The following is a 22,870-nucleotide window of genomic DNA, read 5'->3' on the forward strand; positions in this document are numbered from 1 at the left end:
ACTGTCCTGACTGATTGGTTGCGTGATTGCCGGGAGCCATCTGGCGATCAGACCTCCCTAATACAATCGTCGAGTGTCAGGATAAATCAGATGGAAATTTTGTGTGTTTGAGTTGCGTAACAGAGCGTTGCCGGTTTGAATCAGGAGGCGATGCCCGGCATCTGGCCAGGTATGGCAGTTCAAGGTCCTGTTGCCGGATTTGTACGGCTCATTTGTCCGGATCGACCAGTGGTTTGCGGTTGGAGCGCTTGTCTTCCCAGTCGAGCTCCTTGGGGTTGTACCAGCCGATGGCGTCCAGCACTCTCTCCCGTGTCTGCGGTGACAATGTAGGCCAGAGTTCCTGGAAGCCCTCAAGACCCAGTTCCCGCTGTTTCAGTTGCTTGCTCTGCAGGCGATTGATAATGCGGGGCAGTTGCAGAGCCTCGCCCAACTGCCCGGGCACCATCACGTCCTGGCCCATCACCTTGCGTCGGTGAGTCCGTGCGGCCAGTACCTTGCGCAACTGCGTGGCAGCTTCCAGGGCGGTTTCTGTGGTGAAGGTTTCCGGTTCCAACAACATGACCTGTTAACTGGTTGATCAATAACCGTCCACTATAACCCGAAGATGACTACAGTGGCCACGCCAGCATGGTAGGCTAGAAGTGCTTGCCATCATTCAGGACGATTTCCGGGGAACCGCCAGTACTATGTACGCAAAACTTGAAACACGGACTTTTCTTGCCTTGTTGGTGGGGGTCTCTCTGGCTTTCGTGTTTCTCATGAAACCCTTTTTCGGCCCTATATTCTGGGCCGTTGCGATTGCCCTGATTTTCCATCCGGTGCAGCAGTTGCTGGTCCGTAAGCTGGGAAACCGGCCCAATCTGAATGCGTTGATTACGCTCTTCATCTGCATGTTTATCGTAGTGATTCCCGTTCTGGTTCTGGTGACATCGCTGGTTGCCGAGGGCGTGGCGCTTTACCAGCAGATCCAGAGTGGAGACATACGACCCGGGGAGTACATAGACCGCGTCAATCAGTCTTTCCCGGCTATTCAGGCATTCCTCGCGCAGTTTGATATCAGTTTTGCCGAATTGAGAGATAGGGCAGTGAGTATTTTCGTGGGAGGCAGCCAGTTCCTCGGCAAGCAGGCCCTGGGGCTCGGCCAGAATACCTTCCAGTTTTTCCTGGGGCTGGCGTTGATGGTTTATCTGGCGTTCTTCCTGCTGCGGGACGGCAGTGCGCTGGTGGAACTGATCATTAGAGCGCTGCCACTCGGGGATGAGCGGGAGCGGTTGTTGTTTGCCAAATTCGCGGAAGTCACCCGCGCTACCGTCAAGGGTAACTTGCTGATTGCCATCATCCAGGGAGCCCTGGGGGGGCTGATTTTCTGGATTCTGGGTATCGGCGGGGCGTTGCTCTGGGGTGTGGTAATGGCGATTGTATCGCTTCTGCCAGCGGTGGGCGCCGCGCTGGTCTGGGTGCCGGCGGCCATCTATCTGGCGGCGGTCGGGGATGTGATCGAGGCGGCGGTACTGACGGCATTTGGCGTGGTGGTTATCGGCCTGGCTGACAACCTGCTTCGCCCGGTCCTCGTTGGGCGAGACACCAAACTGCCTGACTACATCGTGTTGCTATCGACCCTCGGTGGCATCGTGATGTTTGGCATTAACGGCTTTGTGATGGGGCCACTGGTGGCGGCACTGTTCATGGCGTTCTGGGGAATCTTCATACGTGAGTTCAGTGAGGAGGCACAGGTCGCGGAACCGGTGGCCGAAGAAGCTGTTGAACCGGAGCGGAGCGAAGAAACGGGGCCGGATGTCGGGTAGGGCGACATGCGACAAAAGTATGGTAGTCTCTGAAATGTTTGCCCCAGCCTGTGGAGATAGGCACCACATAACAAGAAAGAAACGGGTATCGATGAGATATCAGGAGTTAAGCAGGTGAGCACCATGAGAAACGCAACTACCCGACTGGGACGCCTGGCCGCTGCGGCCGTTATGGCGGTTACACTGGGCTTTGCCCCCGCAGCCTTCGCGGACGAGACCGTTGCACTCAAGAACGCACTTTACGGCGCAGGGTATGAGATCAACAATGTCAGTCCGCAAATGGATGACACAACCCGGGCTGCACTGACTAAATTCCAGAAGGACAACGGGCTTCAGGCCAGCGGAGTTCTGGACGAGCCAACGAAAAAAGCCTTGGGCATGATGTCGGTAAAGGTTGCGTCCTCGGCACCCGCACAGTCAGCAGGCGGTTCCGCCGCCACAACGCAGGAAGCGGCACCTTCCTCCACTTCGACGGCGGAACCGGAGCAGGAGGGCGCCATCGAAGAAAAGGACGATGGCGGCTGGTCTCTCTGGTAAGTCTGGTTCGCGCATAAAAAAAGCCCGCCGGATGGTCTCCCGCGGGCTTTTTGTTGTCCGGCTATCCAGTCTCTCAGTCGAGTTTGCTGAGGTCCCGGACGGCGCCCTTGTCGGCACTCGTTGCCAGCAGTGCGTAGGCCTTCAGGGCCGCTGACACTTTCCTGTCCCGCGGCAGTTCCGGCTTCCACCCTTTTGCATCCCGGGCTTCCCGGCGACGGTCCAGTTCGTGCTGGTCCAGCTCGACGTTGATGGTCCGGTTCGGGATGTCGATCCGGATGACGTCGCCGTTCTGAATCAGCCCGATCGCACCACCGGCAGCAGCCTCGGGCGAGGCGTGGCCAATGGAAAGGCCGGAGGTGCCGCCAGAGAAACGCCCGTCGGTCAGCAGCGCGCACTCCTTGCCCAGCCCCCTGGATTTCAGATAACTGGTCGGGTAGAGCATTTCCTGCATCCCAGGGCCGCCACGGGGACCCTCATAGCGGATGATTACCACCTCGCCGGGCTTGACGTCATCCGCCAGAATGCCGGCAACCGCCGAATCCTGACTTTCGAATACCCTGGCCTTGCCTTCGAAAACATAGATGCTTTCGTCCACGCCCGCGGTTTTGACCACGCAACCGTCCAGAGCGATATTGCCGAAAAGCACCGCGAGCCCGCCCTCTGAACTGTAGGCGTTCTCAACCGATCGAATACAACCGGATTCCCGGTCGCCGTCCAGGCTTGGCCAGCGGGTGTTCTGGGAAAAAGCGGTCTGGGTCGGAATGCCGGCCGGCCCGGCCTTGTAGAATTCCACCACTTCCGGCGTCGGGGAGCGCATGATGTCCCAGGTCTGGAGGGCTTCCTTCATAGTCTTGCTGTGCACGGTAGGCAGGTCGGTATTGATCAGCCCTCCGCGCTCCAGTTCGCCGAGAATGCCCATGATGCCGCCGGCGCGGTGAACGTCTTCCATATGATACTTGGGTGAGTTCGGCGCCACCTTGCAGAGCTGGGGAACCCGGCGCGAAAGCTGGTCGATTTCGTTCAGGGTGAACGGAACACCACCTTCCTGGGCGGCTGCCAGCAGGTGAAGTATGGTGTTGGTGGAGCCGCCCATGGCGATGTCCATGACCATGGCGTTTTCAAAGGCGGCCATGGAGGCAATGCTCAGCGGCAGAACACTGGCGTCGTCTTCCTCGTAATAGCGGCGCGCATTCGCCACAATCTGTCTGCCGGCTTTCAGGAACAACTGCTCCCGATCTGCGTGGGTGGCCAGCATTGAGCCGTTGCCGGGCAGAGCCAGGCCAATCGCCTCGGTGAGGCAGTTCATGGAGTTGGCGGTAAACATACCGGAGCAGGAGCCGCAGGTTGGGCAGGCGCTGCGCTCATACTCCTCCACCTGCTCGTCGCTGGCATTCGGGTCTGCGGCGATGACCATGGCATCCACCAGGTCCAGCTTGTGTTCGGAAAGCCTGGTCTTACCCGCTTCCATGGGGCCGCCGGAGACAAAGACGGTGGGAATGTTCAGACGCATGGCTGCCATCAGCATGCCCGGGGTAATCTTGTCGCAGTTGGAGATGCACACCAGGGCGTCGGCGCAGTGGGCGTTCACCATGTACTCCACGGAGTCCGCAATGATTTCCCGGGAGGGCAGGGAATACAGCATGCCGTCATGGCCCATGGCAATGCCATCATCCACGGCGATGGTGTTGAATTCCTTGGCAACACCGCCGGCGGCTTCGATTTCGCGGCACACCAGCTGACCGAGATCCTTGAGGTGCACGTGGCCGGGTACAAACTGGGTGAAGGAATTGGCAACCGCGATGATGGGCTTGCCGAAATCTTCGTTTTTCATACCGGTGGCGCGCCAAAGGGCGCGGGCGCCGGCCATGTTACGGCCTGCGGTGGATGTCCGCGAACGATACTGAGGCATGGCGTTCTGGTCTCTCTGTTGTTGCCTGACGACGTTGTGCAAAAAACAGAGGATACCAGATTAGACTCCAGGCGCATGGTTGTTTTCAGAAGCGCTGTTTACAATAGTTAACAGAGTTGCCAGACATTTTCCGGTTTGAACCGACAAGGAGTATGCCTATGGCTGGCCAGGAAAGCCTGCCGCTACGTCGCCTTAAAGAGTTTCAGCCGCTTAACCGGCTGACCGATGATCAACTGGTGCTGCTTGCCAGCCGTGCTGAACGAAGGACTCACGGTCCCGGCCAACGGGTTATTGAGCGTGGCGTCCGGGATGGCCTTGATTTCTTCCTGATTGCAGGCATGGTGGAGCTGGAATCGCTGGATGGTCGCAAGTCGGTCATTGAAGCGGAGACTGAAAAAGCCCATAACCCCATTGCCCGCCTCCAGCCCCGAATGTACGACGTGACGGCAGTCAAGCCGTGCGAATTTCTGGTGGTAGAGCAGGAGATACTCAATCAGCTTCTGAGAACGGCGCCGGTAGAGCAGGTTGAGATGGACTCCGGAGAGGGCTCCGATGGTATCGAAAGCGAGGAACACCACCTGCTGATGGAGTTCTACTCGGAACTGCGATCGAACCAGGTCAAGCTTCCGAGTGTTCCCGATGTGGCCTGGAAAGTCCGGCGGGCGGTCGATCGCGAAGAGTCCACGGCGGACCAGGTAGCACTTGCGGTGTCTGCGGATCCGGCCATGGCTGCGAAACTGGTTCGCGCCTGCAACAGTCCCTTGTACCGCGGATTCAGTGACGTCCGGAATGTCCGTGAGGCGGTAGTCCGGCTTGGCATGCGGACTACCCGGCAGCTGGTGACGGTGTTCTCCATGCGGGAAGTTTTCAAGACCCGCCAGGCTGCGCTGCAGAAAGAAATGGAAAAGCTCTGGCGCCATTCAAGGGAAGTGGCGGCCCTGTGCTGGGTGCTGGCGGACCATGCCACTCGCCTCAACCCGGAGGAGGCGCTGCTGGCGGGTCTGCTTCATGACATCGGAGTGGTGCCGATATTGGTGCAGGCAGAGCACCACGTGAATCTCTTTGCCGATGAGGCCAACCTGAACCATGCTGTTAAAGAGTTGAGATCGGACGTGGGCACGGCCGTTCTGGAGAACTGGTCATTCCCGCCAGCGTTCACTGAAGCGGTTCGGCATGCCGAAGACTGGGGTTACGAATGCCGTGAATCGGCTCCGCAACTGGTGGATGTGGTCATCGTGGCGCAATTGCACTCGATGATTGGTTCCAGCCAGAATGCCGAGTTACCTCCGTTCGACCAAGTGCCGGCATACCGGCGTCTGGGCGAGCTTGAACTCAACGCCTCCCGCAGTTTACAGCTTCTGACGGAGGCCAGGGCACGGGTAGACGAGGTTCAGCAATTGCTGTCCATCCGATGATTGTCCGGGCTTGGTAAACTGTGGAATCTGCCTTCCAGTGACTGTTGCACTTATGAATGTACCTCTGTTCCCCCTCAATTCCATCGTCCTGCCCAGGGGGAGGATTCCCCTGCAGCTGTTCGAGCCGCGCTACATCGATATGCTCACCCGCTGCCTGAAGGAGGACCGGGGCTTCGTGGTTGTGCTGTTGCGGGAAGGTGGGGAAACCGGGCCCACTGCCGCTTTCTATGATATTGGCACCTATGTGCGGATCATTGATTTCCAGCAGCTTGAAAACGGACTTCTGGGAATTATCGTTGAGGGGGTGTCGAAGGTGTCGGTGGTCCGCAGCTGGCAGCAGGAAGACGGGCTCAATGTCGGTGATGTGGAGTGCCTGATCGAAGAGGCGGAAAGCGAGGTGCCCCAGGGTTTTAGCGAGCTGCCTTCGGTGCTCCGGGCGCTGTTCCGGCATCCGGTAATCCGGGACCTGAATATGGATATCGACTACGGCGATGCCCGGGATGTGGGCTGGCGCCTGACAGAACTGCTGCCACTGGACAAGCAGGAGAAGCAGAAACTCGTGGAGTTGCAGGATCCGCTGGAGCGGCTCAGTCGCCTGCAGGGGCTGCTGGAAGCGCTGGAGGAGGGCTAGAGTCCGTGGCCAATCGGGCGAAAGTTTGTGATTGCCTCATCCCAGGAAAGTGAAATGTAGGTTACCGCGAAAAGCAGCCACAACGCCGATGCAACCGCAACAGTCACATCCGGTGCCAGTGGCACCCGGTCATACCGGCTGTAACTGGCCCTCACCGCCCCGGTTACCGCAAGGCCCAGCAGAAGCCCCCCGATAACATCCGTAAACCAGTGAACCCCCAGGTAAAGCCGGCTCAGGGCCACAGGCACCAGTGGGAGTGACAGGATGACGTAGGATTGCCAGCGCTTGCGGTTCCGGGTTTCGCCTGCAACAAAGCTGGCCAGCAGGGTGACCAGAAGGGTGATTCCGGCGGTGTGGCCGCTGGGGAAGGCGCCGGAATCCGGCGGACTCAGGACTTCGTCCGGCCGGGGGACTCCGAGCATGGATTTCAGGCCCCAGACCAGAAAAACGGTCATCAGGGCGGCAATCAGAACATGAACTGCGGCGGCATAATAGCCTCTGAACAGCAGTGCCACGCAGGCCAGGACTCCGGCGGCCATCAGAACAGGCGGATCGCCCAGCAGCGTGACGGCAATGAACGGTCCGTCCAGCAGCGGCTGGCGCAGTTGCTCAAACCAGTGCAGGGTCGCCTGATTAAATCCGTCCAGCAAATGAGTCATCGTGGCCAGTTGGCCCCAGATCAGCAGCAGGGCGGTGGCGCCCAGCGCGAGCATGAAGGAGGCCAGCGGGAATTCCCCCTCCCGGGCTGGTCGCTGGTTGGTGTAAAGGCGCCAGAAACGGTGAGTGGCCTCGTACTGCCCCATCCACTGTTTCAGCCATTGGTAAAAACGACCCTCTTCCCCGAGCCCGAGCTGAAACCGCAAGAGCACGAAATAGACGACGAGCAGCGCCGAAAGGCTGATGCCGGTGACCGCATAAAAGTGAGCTGGCGGTCGTATGCCGCTGGCCAGGGCGCTGCCCACCAGAAAGCCGGGGAAAATATACACCGGCGCCCAGGCGACCGCCGAGCCGATGTTGAATGCCAGAAAACGATGCCATGGCATCATCAGCGCCCCCGCAATCAGAGGGATCACTGGCCGTACCGGCCCCACAAAGCGCCCGATGATGACACTCTTGCCTCCGTGGCGACAAAAGAAGCGTTCGCCCTTGTCGATGATCACCGGGTAGCGGCTTAGCGGCCAGGCAGTCGCCAGGCGGCCCTGCATCAGGCGGCCCAGGCCAAAACTCACCGTGTCACCAGCGATCGCGCCCAGGCCCGCCCAGAGCAGGGCCTCTGGCAACGGCATCCCGGTCTCACCTGCCAGCAAGGCCACCGCAAACAGGATAGCGACGCCAGGAACAATGATGCCGGCAATGGCAAGGGATTCGGTGAAGGCTGTGGTAAAAAGAGCCAGTGCCAGCCAGCCTGGATGAATGCTCAACCAGGCCGACAATTCGTTAAGCCAGGCATTGCTCATGTTTCGATGGTTTCTCCGGGGCTGAACCAGACTGAATCCGGGCCTCGTTTGCGCGCCTCTTCCATGGCCTGATGCGCCCGCTTCCGGAGCATGTCGGTCCGGGTGTCGCCGTTGCCACGGGTGGTGCAACCCAGACTCACTGTTGCTTTCCCGACCACCGGCCAGTGGTGCTCGGCAATGGTCCGGCGGATACGTTCAGCAATCACCCTCACTCCTTCTTCCGGTGTGAATGGCAGTATCAGGAAAAACTCGGATTCGTTCAGGGTATACAGGGTGTCGCCGGCACGAATAACACCGAACAGATGCTCGGTCATGTGCCGGAAAAGCCCCTGAACCTGATCCTTGCCGTGCAAGTCGGCAACTTCGTTCGCGTAATCAATGCTCAGGTCTATCACGGACAGGGGGTGCCCGGTGGCGATTGCCCGGCTGATTTCCTTTTGCAGGGTTTCGTCCAGGAAACGGGAATTGTGCGCGCCGGTGACCGGATCGATGATGGCGAGATCCTCGGCAGACTGTGCCATGTGATCGTATTGCCAGATGTACAGTGCGGCGACTGAGAGCAGAATGAAGAGCCCCCCGATGACGGTGATTGCATCTGCCGGAGCCTGCCGCAGGAACAGGATGACCGACATCGGAATCAGCAGCAGAAGCGACAGTGCCACGCCCTGGCGCAATGGCAGAACCAGTAGGTTCAGTGCGACCAGGGGCATGGCCCAGTGGGAAATGCCAGGCGCATCCAGGGTCAGTAGGGCGGCCAGCATGCCGCTGTTCAGGCCCGAGAGAATGACCAGGTGGCCCGGAGCTGAAAGCTGGTGCCGGCGGCAGATGACCGTGTAAATGGCGCCGGCCAGCGTCAGGGCTGCCATGCCTGTGGCCAGGTAAAACAGCTCGTAAAAGCCATACCGGAGATTCTGCATGGCCAGTGTAAAGATAAACAGGCAGGCGATGCTGTAGCCGAAGGCGTGTGTCCAGGTTCTGAGGCGGGTTTCAGTCATGAAGCTGGCCCCTGTGCCTGCGGCTGGCTCGGTTGCGCCGGCTGCGACCAGGAGCTGTATGCCTGGCTCCGGTTACCCCCCTGTTGTTGGGCCCGGCGCAGGGCGTTGGCCGCACTTTGCTGAAGCGTGTTGGCGTCGTCTCCGATATTGAGCCCGGCAATGCCTGTACTGACTGTGAGATTCATACCGTGACTGTTCAGCAGTGTTGCCAGCCCCTTGCGAATGGTTTCGCCCCGGGCGATGGCGTCACTGGTGGAAATGCCCGGGAGGATAACCAGGAGCTGGAGATCAGCCACCCGGTAGTAGGTATCGAAATCCCGTATCTGGGAATGCAGATAGCGGCCGATGCGTGGCAGGATTGAACGGATATCCTCGTCCGGATCATGATCGCTCAGATGGGTGTCCAGCCCGATCATGATAATGGACATGTCCGTACCTTCCCGTTCGCTGCGCTGGATTTCCTTGTGCAGATCGGCAGAGAGGTATTCCCGGCTGGCGGCCTGGGTCAGCTCATCGGTCCGGCGCAGTGGCGCCAGTTGCCGGGTTTTGTATTCACGCAGGAAGACGAGCAGGCCAGACAGCAGTATGGTGAGAAGAAACGCACTGATCATCTGGTGACGGTCTGCCAGGCCGACTGCCCACTGTGTGGCAGCCATGGCCAGAACAACGATGACCAGGGTAATGAGTGCTGCTGCCGCAGGCGGAACAAGCGCAAAAGCAACGAGAGGGATGGCATACAGCCAGTGGCTCAGAACCCATGGGCCGGTCCAGAAACTGGTCAGAAGAATCAGCAGGAGAACCAGGAAGAAAGCCTGCTGAACCCGCGGCCAGGGTTGGTTTGCCCGGCTGGGGTGAAATGTTTTGCCCGCAATCACAACACCGGCGGCTGCGGCCGCTGCCGCCGCAACCATGGGTTCGCCCAGCGTGGCGCACAGAACCGCAATCGCAATCAGGGCCAGGAAGCCTGCCCGTGACAACTTGCTTAACAGGAATTTTTCGGCCATTTGGGCCATGGTGTCCTTCCTTTTCCTCAACTCCCTGAAAAAACTTTCCCGAGGTTTCCGAGTATGGCATACCGCAGCGGTATAATATCCGTTTGGGATGCGTACTTGAAACGGGAAAGGTAAAGTTAGGCACTTATTCCGGATTTCGCTTTGAAATAGCGCTTTGGAAACGAAAAGGTAACTGAATGGATATTGCAGCGTACATGGCTGAGGTGGGGCAGCAGGCCCGCGCAGCGGCAACACAAGTCGCGCGCTCGGCCACCGCCGTTCGTAATCACGCCCTGATGGCAACGGCAGAGGCCCTTGATGCGGCACGGGAAGAGTTGACTGTGGCTAATGGCAAGGATCTGGAACGGGGCCGGGAAAACGGCCTCGATGCGGCCATGCTGGACCGGCTTGAGCTTACGCCCACACGGATCGACGCCATGATCGAAGGGCTGAAGCAGGTGGCATCGTTGCCGGACCCCATTGGCGCCATTACCGATATGGCGTACCGCCCCTCGGGCATTCAGGTCGGCAAGATGCGGGTCCCTCTCGGTGTGATCGGCATAATTTATGAGTCCCGCCCCAATGTGACCGTTGAAGCGGCCAGTCTGTGCCTGAAATCCGGAAACGCCACCATTCTCCGGGGTGGTTCCGAATCGATCCATTCCAATCAGGCCATTGCTCGCTGTCTCGCGGAGGGACTGGCAAGGGCTGGCCTGCCAGAAACAGCCGTACAGGTCATCAAAACAACGGACCGCGCCGCCGTGGGAGAGCTGATCACCATGCCCGCGTATGTGGATGTCATCGTGCCCAGAGGGGGTAAAGGTCTGATCGAGCGCATCAGCCGGGATGCCAGGGTGCCGGTGATCAAGCATCTCGACGGTGTATGCCACGTTTACATCGACAGCCATGCCGATCCGGAGAAGGCACTGAAGGTGGCGGTCAACGCCAAAACCCAGCGGTACGGCACCTGCAACACCATGGAAACACTGTTGGTAGACAAGGAAATTGCGGAGGACATTCTGCCGCTTCTGGCACCGGCCTTCGCCGAAAGAGGGGTGGAGCTTCGCGGTTGTGAACAGACCCGTGCCATTGTTGAAGGTGTTGCCGGGGCGACCGAGGCAGACTGGGAAGCCGAATATCTGGCCCCGGTTCTGGCGGTGCGAGTGGTTGATGGGCTGGATGGCGCCATTGACCACATCAACCGGTACAGCTCGCAGCACACCGACAGCATCGTCACCGAGAATTACACCCGGGCGCGCCGGTTTATCACCGAGGTGGACTCCAGTTCGGTGATGGTCAATGCCTCCACACGCTTCGCGGATGGCTTCGAGTATGGCCTGGGCGCGGAGATCGGTATCTCCACTGACAAGATCCATGCCCGTGGACCGGTGGGGCTTGAGGGGCTCACGTCCCAGAAGTACGTTGTATTTGGCGACGGGCATATCCGGACCTGATGCCCATGCATGTGATTTATGGCGGAACCTTTGATCCGGTGCACCATGGCCATCTGCGGCTGGCCCTTGAAATCGGTGACCGCCTCGGGGTCGGGGGCGTCAGTCTCGTGCCCTGTCATATTCCGCCGCATCGGGGGCAGACCGGTGCGTCTTCAGACCAGCGTCTGGACCTGCTCAGGCTGGCGGTTGCCGGGGAGTCTCAGTTGCGAATTGACGACCGGGAGCTGGTTCGGGAGGGTGCGTCCTACACTGCCGATACGCTTCGCCAGTTGCGGGCTGAACTTGGCCCGGACGAGCCGCTGGTAATGGTGGTCGGCACGGATGCCTTTGCCAGCTTCGATCGCTGGCGGCAATGGCAGCAAATCCCGGACCTTGCCCATGTGGTTGTGGTTCGCCGGCCTGGCCCGGCGCTGGACCCGTCGGGCAAGCCGGCGCAACTGCTGGCGGAGCGGGCTGTGACAGGGCCACAGGTGCTGCATGGCCGTCCCTGTGGCGGGTTTCTTGAGCTGGATCCGCCGCTTCTGGACATCTCTGCCACGGGAATCCGGGAGCGTATTCGTGACGGCCGTTCGCCCCGTTACCTGGTGCCCGATCCGGTCTGGTGGGAAATTCGCCGCCAGGGGCTTTACGGCGCATGCCCCGGCGGGAACTTTTAGTGCTACAATCGCGTCTGAATATGACATTTCGGGCGGCCATTCCGGCAAACGCCCGTCCAACAGGGTGATTATGCAGGCAGAGCAACTGAAAGACCTGGTAGTGAATGCGCTTGAAGATGTGAAAGCACAGGACATCAGCGTGATTGATGTCCGTGACCGGACCAGTGTCACCGACTTCATGGTTCTGGCATCAGGAACGTCCAACCGACATGTGAAATCCCTTGCCGATTCCGTGGTTGTTGAAGCCAAAGAGCAGGGCGTTCGCGCGAGCAACGTGGAAGGTGCCGGCGTCAGTGACTGGATTCTGGTAGATCTTGGCGATGTGGTTGTCCATGTCATGATGCCTGCCACGCGGGAGTTTTACGATCTGGAGCGTTTCTGGCGCGATGCTCCGGATCTTGGTGTTGCAGGCAGCGAATAATCATGCGGTTACGCCTGGTCTGTGTGGGGCAGAAAATGCCCGACTGGGTCAGTACCGGATTCGGAGATTACGCCCGCCGCATGCCGCCGGAGCTGCCCCTGGAACTGGTGGAAATACCCATGGCTCCCCGGGGCAAGAATCCCGACATTCCCAGGCTGATGCAGCGTGAAAGTGACGCCATTCTCGCAGCGACGGGCCCGAAAGACCGGGTGATTGCGTTGGAAGTTGGTGGGCGGCCCTGGTCGACCGAAAAACTGGCCAGTCAGCTTGAAAACTGGCAACAGGATGGCCGGGATGTGAGTTTCCTGGTTGGCGGCCCTGACGGTCTGGCGGAAGACTGCCGGAAACGCGCCGACCAGCAATGGTCCCTCTCGCCGCTTACCCTGCCTCACCCTCTGGTGCGTATAGTTCTGGCGGAACAACTTTACCGGGCCTGGTCGATCACCCGCAATCACCCGTACCACCGGGCTTAGGGGGCTACTATGCCGTGGGGCGAGTTCAAGGATACGGCGGCGGAACGCCGGCTTTTCCAGCGCCGGACTGTGGTCGTGCTGGTGCTTGTTGTGCTGGCAATTGGCGGCCTGCTTGCGCGCATGTATCAGCTTCAGGTCGTGGAGCACGACGTTTATACAACCCTGTCTGACAAGAACCGCGTGCAGGTCCAGTCAGTCCCCCCGCCCAGAGGTCTTGTCTACGACCGCAACAACATCCTGCTGGCCGAGAACCGCCCGGTTTTCAGCGTGACACTTGTGCCGGAACGTGTTGACGGCATGGATGACACTCTCGGGCAGCTGGGCACTATTCTGGATATTTCCGGGGAAGACCTCGAGCGCTTCCGGCGCCGGCTTCAGGAACCCCGGCGGCCGTTCCAGGAAATTCCCCTTCGTTACGACCTCAATGAGCAGGAGATGGCTCGCCTCGCGGTGCATCGCCACGAACTCCCCGGTGTGGAGGTGAGTGCCGAGCTTGTCCGGTATTACCCGTACAGCGAGCTGACCGCCCATGCGCTTGGCTTTGTCGGCCGAATTAACCGGGATGAACTGCAGCGTATCGACCCGGTGAACTACGCGGGCACCAACTACATCGGAAAATCGGGCATCGAACGGTTTTACGAGGAAATCCTCCACGGCCAGGTCGGTTATCAACATGTTGAGACCAACGCCCGCGGGCGGACCCTGAGGGTTCTTGAGCGTGAAAACCCGGTACCTGGTGAAGACCTTCAGTTGCATCTCGATCTCAGGTTGCAACAACGTGCCCATGAGCTGCTGGATGGCCGCCGGGGCGCTATTGTAGCGATTGAACCTGACACCGGAGGCATTCTGGCGCTGGCCAGCGTGCCGGGATTCGATGCTAACAAATTTGTCACCGGTATCAGTGTCAAGGATTATCGTGAGCTCAGTGAAAGCAACGACAAACCTCTCTTCAACCGCGCTCTGCGTGGGCAGTACCCGCCGGGCTCAACGATCAAACCCATGCTTGCTGTTGCCGCGCTCGACAGCGGTGCCACCACCCGGGAATACACCATATGGGATCCTGGATACTTCCGTCTGAATGCAGGTGGCCGGCTCTGGCGGGACTGGAAGCCGGGTGGCCATGGCTGGGTGGATCTTAAAGACGCAGTGGCAGAGTCCTGTGACGTCTACTTTTACGAAATGGCCGTCGAGATGGGCGTGGACACCATGTACAACTACCTGTCCCACTTCGGCTTCGGGGAGGATGCCGCCCTGGATGTTTCCGGTGCACTGAGTGGCCTGCTTCCCTCGCGGGACTGGAAGCGGGCGGTCAAGAATGAGGCCTGGTACCCGGGGGATTCAGTGAACTTTGGTATCGGTCAGGGTTTCATGCTCGCCACGCCACTGCAGCTGGCCACTGCAACCGCCCTGATAGCAAATCGGGGCAAGTGGGTGGCGCCGAGGTTGCTCAAGGACATAAAGGGGGATCACCCGGTCGATGAATATTTGCCTGAGGAAACCCACGAGCCGCTCAAGCTGAAAAATTCGGGTGACTGGGAGTATGTGGTGGAATCGATGGTCGAGGTAATGCATGGCCGGAAGGGAACCGCCCGGGGCGCAGCCCGCGGCGCTCCCTACAAGATGGCTGGCAAGACCGGAACGGCTCAGGTGTTCAGCCTGGCAGAAGATGAGAAATACGACGCGGAAGAGATCCGTGAGCGGCTCAGGGACCATGCACTTTTCGTCGGCTTTGCGCCCGTGGATAACCCGAAGATTGCGGTGGCCGTGATTGTTGAGAATGGTGGCAGTGGTAGCGGCACGGCGGCACCGGTTGCCCGTGCTCTGTTCGATGCCTGGTTGCTCGACTACGCCGAGCAGCCGGAGGGTGCGCTGGTCAGCGGTGTTGAAGCGCAGGTGTCGAACTGATGGCTTTCAAGACGTTACTGGATCCAACCGCGACTAATCCCCTGGGCCGGCACCGGAGCATCTGGATGGCGTTGCATCTTGATCCGATCCTGCTGTTGTTGTTGCTCTTGCTGGTTTTTGGCGGCCTGTTCGTACTTTACAGCGGTGCAGACAGGAACCTGGAAGTGGTCAAGGCACAGGGAATCCGAATGGGTGTGGCATTCGTGGTGATGCTCGTGTTCGCGCAACTGGACCCGTCGGTGTTTCGCCGCTGGGCGCCCTGGCTCTACGGGGCCGGAGTCATTTCGCTGATTGCGGTCATTCTGGTGGGGGTGGGGGCAAAGGGTGCGCAGCGCTGGCTGGCTCTGCCGGGACTGCCCCGCTTTCAACCTTCCGAGCTGATGAAACTCGTGGTGCCCATGATGGCTGCCTGGTATCTCTCCAGGCACTTTCTGCCTCCGCGCGGCCGGCATGTGGCAGTGGGGCTTGCGATCGTTCTGGTGCCCATGGTCATGATCATGAAGCAACCGGATCTGGGGACCTCACTGTTGGTGGGGCTGGCGGGCATTTTCGTTGTGTTTTTTGCGGGCATCAGCTGGAAACTGATCGCCGCTTTTGTTGCCATGGTGTCTGTGTCTGCGCCACTGATGTGGTTTTTTGGTATGCGGGAATACCAGAAGCAGCGGGTCTTGACGCTGCTGGATCCCCAAAGCGACCCGCTTGGTGCCGGCTGGAATATCATCCAGTCCAAAACCGCGATTGGTTCCGGAGGGCTTGAAGGCAAGGGCTGGCTGCAGGGTACCCAGTCCCATCTCGAGTTTTTGCCGGAGAGCCACACTGATTTTATCGTTGCCGTGCTGGCGGAGGAGTTCGGTTTTATCGGGATGCTGGTTCTGATGACCATGTATTTCCTGATCATACTCCGGTGCCTGTACATCGCGGCCACGGCCCAGGATTCCTTCGGCCGCCTGCTGGCCGGCGCACTGGCCATGACCTTCTTTATTTATATCTTTGTGAATGTCGGGATGGTAAGTGGACTTTTGCCCGTGGTGGGTGTGCCATTGCCCCTGATCAGTTATGGTGGAACGTCGAGTGTTACCCTGATGGCCGCATTCGGAGTGTTGATGTCGATCCATACTCACCGGCGAATGATCGGCGCCTGACCGTAATGCCGTCAACCATGGCGGCCGGGTAATGGTGAAGGCCGCGGATAACCCGTTACAATGAGGGTAATGCTGCCGAAACTTTGATGACGGTGGCCCAGGTGATCAAGAGGAAATCCGGACTGTGAACTGCAAACCTTCCCTGTTGTTCGTTCTGGCGGTTGCCGCGGCAGTGATCCTCAGTGGTTGCGCCTCTGCGCCGGAGACGGATCATTCATCCCGCTATACCCTGACGAATGACCGGGCACCTTCGGACAATTTTGATACCTCCGGGCTCAACGACGCGGTTCCGGTTTACGAGGCGCCCCGTCGTTCAGGGAATAAGTCTCCCTACACGGTCTGGGGCAAGCAGTATCGTGTTCTCGACAGCAACAACGGTTATACAGCCCGGGGCACGGCGAGCTGGTATGGCGAGAAATTTCATGGCCATAAGACGTCCAATGGTGAAACCTTTGACATGTATGCCATGTCTGCGGCTCACAAATCATTGCGGATCCCCGGGTACGCCCGGGTAACGAATCTTGATAACGGTCGCTCGGTGATTGTCCGGGTTAATGATCGCGGGCCTTTCCATGGCGACCGGATTATCGATCTTTCCTACGCCGCTGCCAAAAAACTGGGTTACCAGGCCCGGGGCACTGCGAGGGTTGAAGTCGCCGCCATCACGGTGAAGCCGGACGGCTCCATGTTTCTTGCCGGCAAGCCCTTTTCGCCGGAGGATGCGGCCGGACCCGCCGCAAGCCGGGTGAGGGCAAGCGGTGAGATGGCAATGGAGAAGCGTTCGCTGTTCGTGCAGCTGGGCTCCTTCAGTAGCCGTGATCCGGCCGAGAAATTGCTCAGCCAGGTAAGGGCAGTACTTGAGAACCCGATGCGGGTCAGAGCTGTCGATACCGCCTCCGGACGGTTTCACCGTGTTCAGGTGGGACCATTCCGGGATGAAGATTCCGCCAGGAAGACCCAGAGTCTCCTGGAGGCGCGTGGATTTGATCAGTCGATCCTGCTGACGGATTCACACTGAACAAGTCAAAAAAGACGCTGAAAAAAGACACACACCTAACGACGAACGAATGGACCCATGGCCTTAAAATCTGCTTTCCGAACACTATCTGTTGTCTTTGTACTGATGCTCGCCCTGACCAGCAAGGTAATGTCGCAGTCGGTGCTGATCCCGTCGCCACCCCAGATTGCCGGCAGCTCCTATGTTCTGATGGACCCGAAAAGCGGGCGGATCATCATGGAAGAGAACAGCCATGAGCGTCTTCCGCCGGCGAGCCTGACCAAGATGATGACGGCCTACATTGTCGAGCGGGAGCTGGACGAGGGGCGAATCTCCATGTCCGACATGGTCCCGATCAGCGTCAAGGCCTGGAAAACAGAAGGTTCCCGCACCTTTGTAAAGGAAGGTACCCAGGTTGCGGTCGAGGATCTTCTCAGAGGGGTCATTATCCAGTCTGGTAATGATGCCTCCGTGGCACTGGCCGAATTCGTCGCCGGCAGTGAAGGTGCCTTTGTTGATATCATGAACCAGCAAGCGCAGTTGTTGGGCATGAAAGACACCCATTTCGAGAACGCTACGGGTCTGCCGTCTCCGGATCATTTTTCAACCGCCTACGACCTGGCGATCCTGGCCCGGGCGATCATCAACGATTACCCGGAAAACTACCCGATCTACGCAGAAAAGCATTTCACCTACAACAACATCCGTCAGCCGAATCGGAATAGTCTCCTGTGGCGGGACAACAGTGTCGATGGCCTGAAGACCGGCCATACCGAAGAGGCCGGTTACTGCCTGGTGGCTTCGGCCAAGCGTAATGACACCCGCTTTATTGCCGTGGTCATGGGGACAAGCAGCACTGAATCCCGGTCACAGGAAGTTCAGAAGATGCTGAACTACGGCTTCCGTTATTACGAGAGTGAGCGCCTGTTCCGGGCCGGACAGGAACTGATCGAAGCCAGGGTCTGGGGTGGCCAGGCGGATGAGATCTCGATCGGCATGGCGGACGATGTTTACGTCACCATTCCCCGGGGCTCCAGGGACAGCCTTGAGTCGACGGTAGACCTTGATTCGGTGATCAAAGCACCCATCAAGGTGGGGGATGAGCTGGGACAGGTCAAGGTGTCGTATAACGGTGAAGTGTTGGTTGACCAGCCGGTACTGGCTCTGACCGATGTTCCCGAGGGCGGTTTCTTCAAACGCATCTGGGATGCCATAAAGCTCTTTTTCGTTCAGTTATTTCAGTAGGGTGACTTTGGTCACCGGGAGTAAAGCGGCATGAGTCAGCCGAAAGCACCAAAAATTGAGTTTCCATGCGACTACGTGATCAAGGTGATTGGTAATTCTGCACCGGATTTCACTGAGTTCGTGGTCGAGGTCGTGGAACAGCATGCGCCGGGGATCTGCGAAACCGATATATCGGTGAATGAGAGCAGCAAGGGCCGCTTTTCATCGGTGCAGCTGAAAATCGTGGCCACCGGTGAGGCTCAGTTGAAAGCCCTGTTTGAAGAGCTCAAGGCCAGTGGCCGTGTGCACATGGTGCTCTGACCCAGATGGCTGAACTGATCGTCCGGTCCCTGGGAGAACAACCCTACCTGGAAACCTGGGAGGCCATGAAAACCTTCACCGCCAACCGGGATGACACCGTGGCCGATGAGCTCTGGTGTCTTGAACATCCCCGGGTCTATACCCAGGGCCAGGCGGGCAAGGCCGAGCATATTCTGGCGCCCGGTGATATCCCGGTGATCCAGGTAGATCGCGGCGGCCAGGTGACCTATCACGGCCCGGGCCAGCTGGTGATTTACCTGATGATCGATCTGTCCCGGAAAAAACTGGGTATCCGCGGCCTGGTGGACGAGATTGAACAGGCCATCGTCCGCACCCTTGCCGGACTGGGTGTGGAATCCGCACCGCGGCCTGATGCCCCGGGTGTCTACGTGGGCGATTCGAAAATCGCGTCGCTCGGCCTGCGCGTGCGCCGGGGCTGCTCGTTCCACGGGCTTGCCCTCAATGTGGACATGGACATGGAACCCTTCCGACGCATCAATCCCTGCGGTTACGCTGGCATGGTCATGTGCCAGGTACGCGATTTCGTTCCGGGTGTGACGGTTGCGGATGTCCAGAAACGCCTGGTGGAGCAGTTGGTCGGGGGCTTGGCCATGTGGCCAGTTAAACCCGGGCAACTCGGTTAGGCCGGCTCACCGGACTAGCCGTATAATGGCGTGAGCCGCCAAACCTGGTGAAATTCTCTGATCCGAACAGGTCATCCATGTCATCCAGACGCTCAGGAAATTCGGTCTCCCGCATCAAGACAGGCAGCTTTGAACGCCGGTTGAGCATGACGCGTGCCGGTTTGTTCGCTGGTACGCGCATGGCCTCGCACATGGCCACCAACTGGTTCAGCAGCAGGGAGAACCGGGAAAAGCGCCACCGGGCGATGCTTTCCAGTCAGGCGCGATTTCTGGTGGATGAGCTTGGTAAGCTCAAGGGCAGTGTGGTGAAAATTGGCCAGGTGATGGCGCTGTATGGTGAACATTTTCTGCCCGAGGAAGTGACCGAAGCGCTGCACACCCTTGAGGACCAGACCACCTCACTGGAATGGCCGGCGATTGAACGGGTGCTGAAGGCTGAATTGGACCCAGAGCGGCTTGCCGGGCTGGACGTGGACCCTGAGCCCATCGGCGCCGCCTCGCTGGGCCAGGTTCATCGCGCCCGGCGCCGCAGCGACGGACTCGAGCTGGTTCTGAAGGTGCAATACCCCGGCGTGGCCGAGGCCGTAGACAGTGACCTGAATGCCGTTGCCCAGCTGCTCCGGGTCGCCAGACTGGTCAGTTTCGGCCCGGAGTTTAACGATTGGCTGGAAGAAGTCCGGGAGATGATGCACCGTGAGGTGGACTACCGTCTGGAAGCGAAGACGACGGAAAAGTTCCGCCAGATGCTTGCCGGAGATCCCCGGTTTATCGTGCCGAGGGTTTTGCCGGAATTCTCAACCGCCCATATCATCGCCTCGACCTTTGAGCACGGCCACTCGGTCAGTTCCCAGGCCGTCAGAGACTTGCCTCTGGCACGCCGCAGTGCGTTGGGGGAAGCGGCACTGGAGCTGTTTTTCCGGGAGCTGTTTGACTGGGGTGAAATCCAGACCGACCCCAACTTTGGCAATTACCGGATCCGGATCGCCGGCGAAGAGGGCGAAGATCCCGGGTATGACCGCATCGTCCTTCTCGATTTCGGGGCTGTGCAGGTGTACTCGGACGAGTTTCTCAAGCCGGTGATCCAGATGATCAGGGCCTCTTACGAAAACGATCTGAAAGCGGTGATCGACGGTGGCGTGAAGCTGCGGTTCATGAGCCCGGAATGGCCGCAGGAAGTGCTGCAGAAGTTTGGTACGGTGTGTATGTCGGTACTCGAACCCCTGTCCAGCGACAAGGATTCCTGGCCGGATTATGCCGTCAACCGTCACGGGCAGTACCGCTGGAAGCAGAGTGATCTGCCTTCCAGGGTGGCTCGCCAGGCGGCCCGTTCCGCCATCAGCCGGTATTTCCGGGTGCCTCCCAAGGAATTCGTATTCCTGAACCGAAAGCTGATCGGGGTCTACACGTTTATCGCCGTTCTGAACTCCGAGTTCAATGGCGAACCATTGCTGCGCAAATACCTCTATGGTGAGGGTGACGATGCCCCGGATGCTTCCGCCACCAGCCAGAGCACGAAGGCGTAGCGGGTGCCCTTGCCGATAGCCACCAGAATAACGAAGTTCAGCCAGGGCACGCGCATAATGCCACCCACCAGGGTCAGCGCGTCGCCCCCCAGGGGCAGCCAGCCCATCAGCAGTGACCACTGGCCATAACGATTGAAACGGTTCCGCGCCTTGTGCAGCTGCAGTTCGCTGACCGGAAACCAGCGTTTGTGCTTGAAGCGGTCCACTTGCCGGCCGATAACTCCGTTAACGACCGAGCCAAGCGTATTGCCCAGCGTTGCCCAGAACCAGAGCCACCACCAGGAGTAGTCCTGGCTAATCATGGTGCCAAGCAGAATTTCCGAGTACGCGGGCAGCAGCGTGGCGGCGGCGAATGCAGTCAGAAATAGCGTCAGGTAGGCCACCGGACCCTCCTTGATCTGTGATGAACGGAATCTCCAGCACCCCGCAGGTCCGATTTTACCATGAAACAGTTATCGCTCCTCTTCAAGCTCTAAGCGCTCGTCAAGCTCTAAGCGCCTGTTGTGCCACTGCTCCTGACTATGGGCCAGCATTGTGGCGACTATGACGGCGATTCAAAGCATCAATTTCCAATTCCGGCTTGCCGTGTCATCATTCAGCCATTGTCTTACCCATCTCAAAATTTATCGTTACAGACGTTTGGGAGGTCTTTATGGAGCAGGTCACGATTTACGGCCGTTCAAGTTGTGGATTCTGTGTTCGGGCAAAGGACTTGTGTGAGGCCAGGAACATCCCGTATGTCTGGGTCGATATGATCGAAAAAGGCATGAGCAAACAGGACATCGCCGACAGCATTGGTCGGCCGGTATACACCGTGCCGCAGATCCAGGTGGGCAATCGGTATGTGGGTGGGTTCGATCAGTTCTATGCCTATGTGCGGGACCACGAAGCGGAACTGGTCCGTTAACCGCAGATACTGCCCCGCAGAATAAAAAGGCCTGGCAGAGGATTTCTGCCAGGCCTTTTTGGTGCTTACGATGAAGTCCGACAGGCTGTCTAGAGCTGGAACCCGGTTTTCAGCTTCTTCTCGGTGAGCGTGTTCTGCAGTCTGGCAACCCGCGGCAGCCCATTGTCGAACGGCGGGAAGCTCTCCCCGAAAATCAGGGGTTCCAGATAGTCCCGGCAATCCTGGGTGATGCCAAAACCATCGTCCGTGATGTAGTGAATCGGCATCTTCTTTTCCTGGTTCGCCACGTCACTCAGCGGCGCTTCGCCAATCTTCCAGCGGTAAGGCTTCGCCTGTTCGCGAACGATGGTCGGCATCAGTGCCTGTTTGCCATCCAGGGCCATTTCCACCGCGGCCTTGCCGACGGCATAGGCCTGTTCCACATCGGTGGCGGAGGCAATGTGGCGGGCGCTGCGCTGGAGGTAGTCAGCCACGGCCCAGTGGTACTTGTGGCCCAGGGCCTGCTTTACCATATTCGCCAGGGCGGGGGCAACGCCGCCAAGCTGGGTATGACCAAAGGCATCCTTGGCACCGGCGTCGGCCAGGAATCGGCCGTCTTCGTACTGGGCACCTTCGGAGGCGACGACAACACAGTAGCCATACTCCCTGACGCAGTGGTCCACGCGGGCCAGGAAGGTTTCGCGATCAAAGGGAATTTCCGGGAACAGGATAATGTGCGGCGGCTCGCCCTCGCCCTGTCCGGCCAGCCCGCCGGATGCGGCAATCCAGCCGGCATGGCGCCCCATTACCTCCAGGATGAACACCTTGGTGGACGTCTCGCACATGGACTTGATGTCCAGACTGGCTTCCAGGGTTGAGGTGGCAATGTACTTGGCCACCGAGCCGAAGCCCGGGCAGCAGTCGGTGAACGGCAGGTCATTGTCCACGGTTTTCGGAACCCCGATGCAGGTAATGGGGTAGCCCATCTTGTCGGCGATCTGGGAGACCTTGTAGGCGGTGTCCTGGGAATCTCCGCCGCCGTTGTAGAAGAAGTAACCAATATCGTGGGCCCGGAATACTTCGATCAGGCGCTCGTATTCGCGACGGTTCTCGGAGATGTTCTTGAGCTTGTGGCGACAGGAGCCAAAAGCGCCCCCGGGGGTGTGAATCAGCGCCTGGATGGCATCATCGCTTTCAAGGCTGGTATCAATCAGCTCCTCTCTCAGCGCTCCGATAATGCCGTTGCGTCCGGCGAATACCTTGCCGATCTTGTCCGGATGCTTGCGGGCGGTCTGGATAACCCCGCAGGCACTGGCATTGATGACGGCGGTGACACCACCGGACTGAGCGTAAAATGCGTTCTTGATGGCCATCTCGGGCTGGAGCCTCCTGCTGGTTCGACAATGGCGCAGATGATACGCCAAACGCCGGCAATTTTCATGAGCAGGATTGCGGATAGCGTGGCTCTTGACGGGGTGGGGCG

General features: G+C 59.1%; 23 protein-coding genes. 16 read left to right on the top strand and 7 right to left on the bottom strand.

Features of this window, described 5'->3' with window-relative positions; all coding sequences use genetic code 11:
- Positions 1-208: 208 nt before the first annotated feature.
- Complete coding sequence (locus D0851_RS17025; RefSeq protein WP_117619692.1) at positions 209-559, bottom strand: hypothetical protein; 351 nt, start codon at positions 557-559, stop codon at positions 209-211.
- A gap of 127 nt (positions 560-686) precedes the next feature.
- On the opposite strand from D0851_RS17025, the gene D0851_RS17030 reads away from it, so the two are divergent.
- Together D0851_RS17030 and D0851_RS17035 are read left to right on the top strand one after the other, a co-directional pair.
- Positions 687-1,805, top strand: coding sequence for an AI-2E family transporter (locus D0851_RS17030; RefSeq protein ID WP_117620443.1), 1,119 nt, complete (start codon positions 687-689; stop codon positions 1,803-1,805).
- 123 nt (positions 1,806-1,928) lie between these two features.
- Positions 1,929-2,342, top strand: coding sequence for a peptidoglycan-binding domain-containing protein (locus D0851_RS17035; RefSeq protein WP_117620444.1), 414 nt, complete (start codon positions 1,929-1,931; stop codon positions 2,340-2,342).
- A 73-nt stretch (positions 2,343-2,415) separates the two neighbouring features.
- On the opposite strand, the gene ilvD is transcribed toward D0851_RS17035, so the two are convergent.
- Entirely contained in the window at positions 2,416-4,251 is a 1,836-nt protein-coding gene (gene ilvD / locus D0851_RS17040) for a dihydroxy-acid dehydratase (protein WP_117619693.1), read from the bottom strand.
- Positions 4,252-4,409: 158 nt separating this feature from the next.
- Between ilvD and D0851_RS17045 the strand changes: the two genes are divergently transcribed.
- A complete protein-coding gene (locus tag D0851_RS17045; RefSeq protein WP_117619694.1) occupies positions 4,410-5,666 on the top strand; it encodes an HDOD domain-containing protein in 1,257 nt (418 codons plus the stop codon).
- A gap of 52 nt (positions 5,667-5,718) precedes the next feature.
- On the top strand, positions 5,719-6,297 hold the full coding sequence (locus D0851_RS17050) for an LON peptidase substrate-binding domain-containing protein (RefSeq protein ID WP_117619695.1): 579 nt from the start codon (positions 5,719-5,721) through the stop codon (positions 6,295-6,297).
- Here the strand turns inward: D0851_RS17050 and D0851_RS17055 are convergent.
- Genes D0851_RS17055 through D0851_RS17065 form a run of 3 tightly spaced genes read right to left on the bottom strand, consistent with a single transcriptional unit; the run spans position 6,294 to position 9,762 of the window.
- Complete coding sequence (locus D0851_RS17055; RefSeq protein WP_117619696.1) at positions 6,294-7,754, bottom strand: bifunctional DedA family/phosphatase PAP2 family protein; 1,461 nt, start codon at positions 7,752-7,754, stop codon at positions 6,294-6,296. The genes D0851_RS17050 and D0851_RS17055 overlap by 4 nt on opposite strands.
- Positions 7,751-8,749: a GGDEF domain-containing protein gene (locus tag D0851_RS17060; RefSeq protein ID WP_117619697.1), complete on the bottom strand. Its 999-nt coding sequence runs from the start codon at positions 8,747-8,749 to the stop codon at positions 7,751-7,753. Before D0851_RS17060 ends, D0851_RS17055 begins: the two co-directional genes overlap by 4 nt.
- The gene (locus D0851_RS17065) at positions 8,746-9,762 is read right to left on the bottom strand and encodes a GGDEF domain-containing protein (RefSeq protein ID WP_117619698.1); all 1,017 of its coding nucleotides are present in this window, start codon (positions 9,760-9,762) and stop codon (positions 8,746-8,748) included. The genes D0851_RS17060 and D0851_RS17065 overlap by 4 nt, the downstream gene beginning before the upstream one ends.
- A 176-nt stretch (positions 9,763-9,938) precedes the next feature.
- Here D0851_RS17065 and D0851_RS17070 point away from each other — a divergent pair, with 176 nt between their 5' ends.
- The 11 genes from D0851_RS17070 to D0851_RS17120 all read left to right on the top strand — a co-directional run bounded on the left by D0851_RS17070 (position 9,939) and on the right by D0851_RS17120 (position 20,501).
- Positions 9,939-11,195: a glutamate-5-semialdehyde dehydrogenase gene (locus D0851_RS17070; RefSeq protein ID WP_117619699.1), complete on the top strand. Its 1,257-nt coding sequence runs from the start codon at positions 9,939-9,941 to the stop codon at positions 11,193-11,195.
- 5 nt (positions 11,196-11,200) lie between these two features.
- Entirely contained in the window at positions 11,201-11,851 is a 651-nt protein-coding gene (gene nadD / locus D0851_RS17075) for a nicotinate-nucleotide adenylyltransferase (RefSeq protein WP_117619700.1), read from the top strand.
- Positions 11,852-11,921: 70 nt separating this feature from the next.
- Complete coding sequence (rsfS, locus tag D0851_RS17080) at positions 11,922-12,272, top strand: ribosome silencing factor (RefSeq protein ID WP_099619416.1); 351 nt, start codon at positions 11,922-11,924, stop codon at positions 12,270-12,272.
- Between the two features lie 2 nt (positions 12,273-12,274).
- The gene (rlmH, locus tag D0851_RS17085; RefSeq protein ID WP_117619701.1) at positions 12,275-12,745 is read left to right on the top strand and encodes a 23S rRNA (pseudouridine(1915)-N(3))-methyltransferase RlmH; all 471 of its coding nucleotides are present in this window, start codon (positions 12,275-12,277) and stop codon (positions 12,743-12,745) included.
- A gap of 9 nt (positions 12,746-12,754) precedes the next feature.
- A complete protein-coding gene (mrdA, locus tag D0851_RS17090) occupies positions 12,755-14,650 on the top strand; it encodes a penicillin-binding protein 2 (RefSeq protein WP_117619702.1) in 1,896 nt (631 codons plus the stop codon).
- Entirely contained in the window at positions 14,650-15,792 is a 1,143-nt protein-coding gene (rodA, locus tag D0851_RS17095) for a rod shape-determining protein RodA (protein ID WP_117619703.1), read from the top strand. Before mrdA ends, rodA begins: the two co-directional genes overlap by 1 nt.
- A gap of 124 nt (positions 15,793-15,916) precedes the next feature.
- Positions 15,917-16,810 carry a septal ring lytic transglycosylase RlpA family protein gene (locus tag D0851_RS17100; protein ID WP_117619704.1) on the top strand — a complete coding sequence of 298 codons (894 nt, stop codon included), beginning with the start codon at positions 15,917-15,919 and terminating at the stop codon, positions 16,808-16,810.
- 57 nt (positions 16,811-16,867) lie between these two features.
- Positions 16,868-18,034: a D-alanyl-D-alanine carboxypeptidase family protein gene (locus D0851_RS17105; RefSeq protein ID WP_117619705.1), complete on the top strand. Its 1,167-nt coding sequence runs from the start codon at positions 16,868-16,870 to the stop codon at positions 18,032-18,034.
- A 30-nt stretch (positions 18,035-18,064) separates the two neighbouring features.
- Positions 18,065-18,334, top strand: a complete 270-nt coding sequence (locus tag D0851_RS17110; protein ID WP_117619706.1) for a YbeD family protein — start codon at positions 18,065-18,067, stop codon at positions 18,332-18,334.
- 5 nt (positions 18,335-18,339) lie between these two features.
- A complete protein-coding gene (lipB, locus tag D0851_RS17115) occupies positions 18,340-18,978 on the top strand; it encodes a lipoyl(octanoyl) transferase LipB (RefSeq protein WP_117619707.1) in 639 nt (212 codons plus the stop codon).
- Positions 18,979-19,055: 77 nt separating this feature from the next.
- On the top strand, positions 19,056-20,501 hold the full coding sequence (locus D0851_RS17120; RefSeq protein ID WP_117619708.1) for an ABC1 kinase family protein: 1,446 nt from the start codon (positions 19,056-19,058) through the stop codon (positions 20,499-20,501).
- Here D0851_RS17120 and D0851_RS17125 read toward each other — a convergent pair.
- Entirely contained in the window at positions 20,441-20,884 is a 444-nt protein-coding gene (locus D0851_RS17125) for a YqaA family protein (protein ID WP_117619709.1), read from the bottom strand. The genes D0851_RS17120 and D0851_RS17125 overlap by 61 nt on opposite strands.
- A 269-nt stretch (positions 20,885-21,153) precedes the next feature.
- Here D0851_RS17125 and D0851_RS17130 point away from each other — a divergent pair, with 269 nt between their 5' ends.
- Complete coding sequence (locus D0851_RS17130) at positions 21,154-21,408, top strand: GrxA family glutaredoxin (RefSeq protein ID WP_117619710.1); 255 nt, start codon at positions 21,154-21,156, stop codon at positions 21,406-21,408.
- 89 nt (positions 21,409-21,497) lie between these two features.
- Here D0851_RS17130 and D0851_RS17135 read toward each other — a convergent pair whose 3' ends face one another.
- On the bottom strand, positions 21,498-22,760 hold the full coding sequence (locus D0851_RS17135) for a 6-phosphofructokinase (protein WP_117619711.1): 1,263 nt from the start codon (positions 22,758-22,760) through the stop codon (positions 21,498-21,500).
- Positions 22,761-22,870: the final 110 nt, after the last annotated feature.

This window comes from Marinobacter sp. Arc7-DN-1 (assembly GCF_003441595.1).
Taxonomy (GTDB): Bacteria; Pseudomonadota; Gammaproteobacteria; order Pseudomonadales; family Oleiphilaceae; genus Marinobacter; species Marinobacter metalliresistant.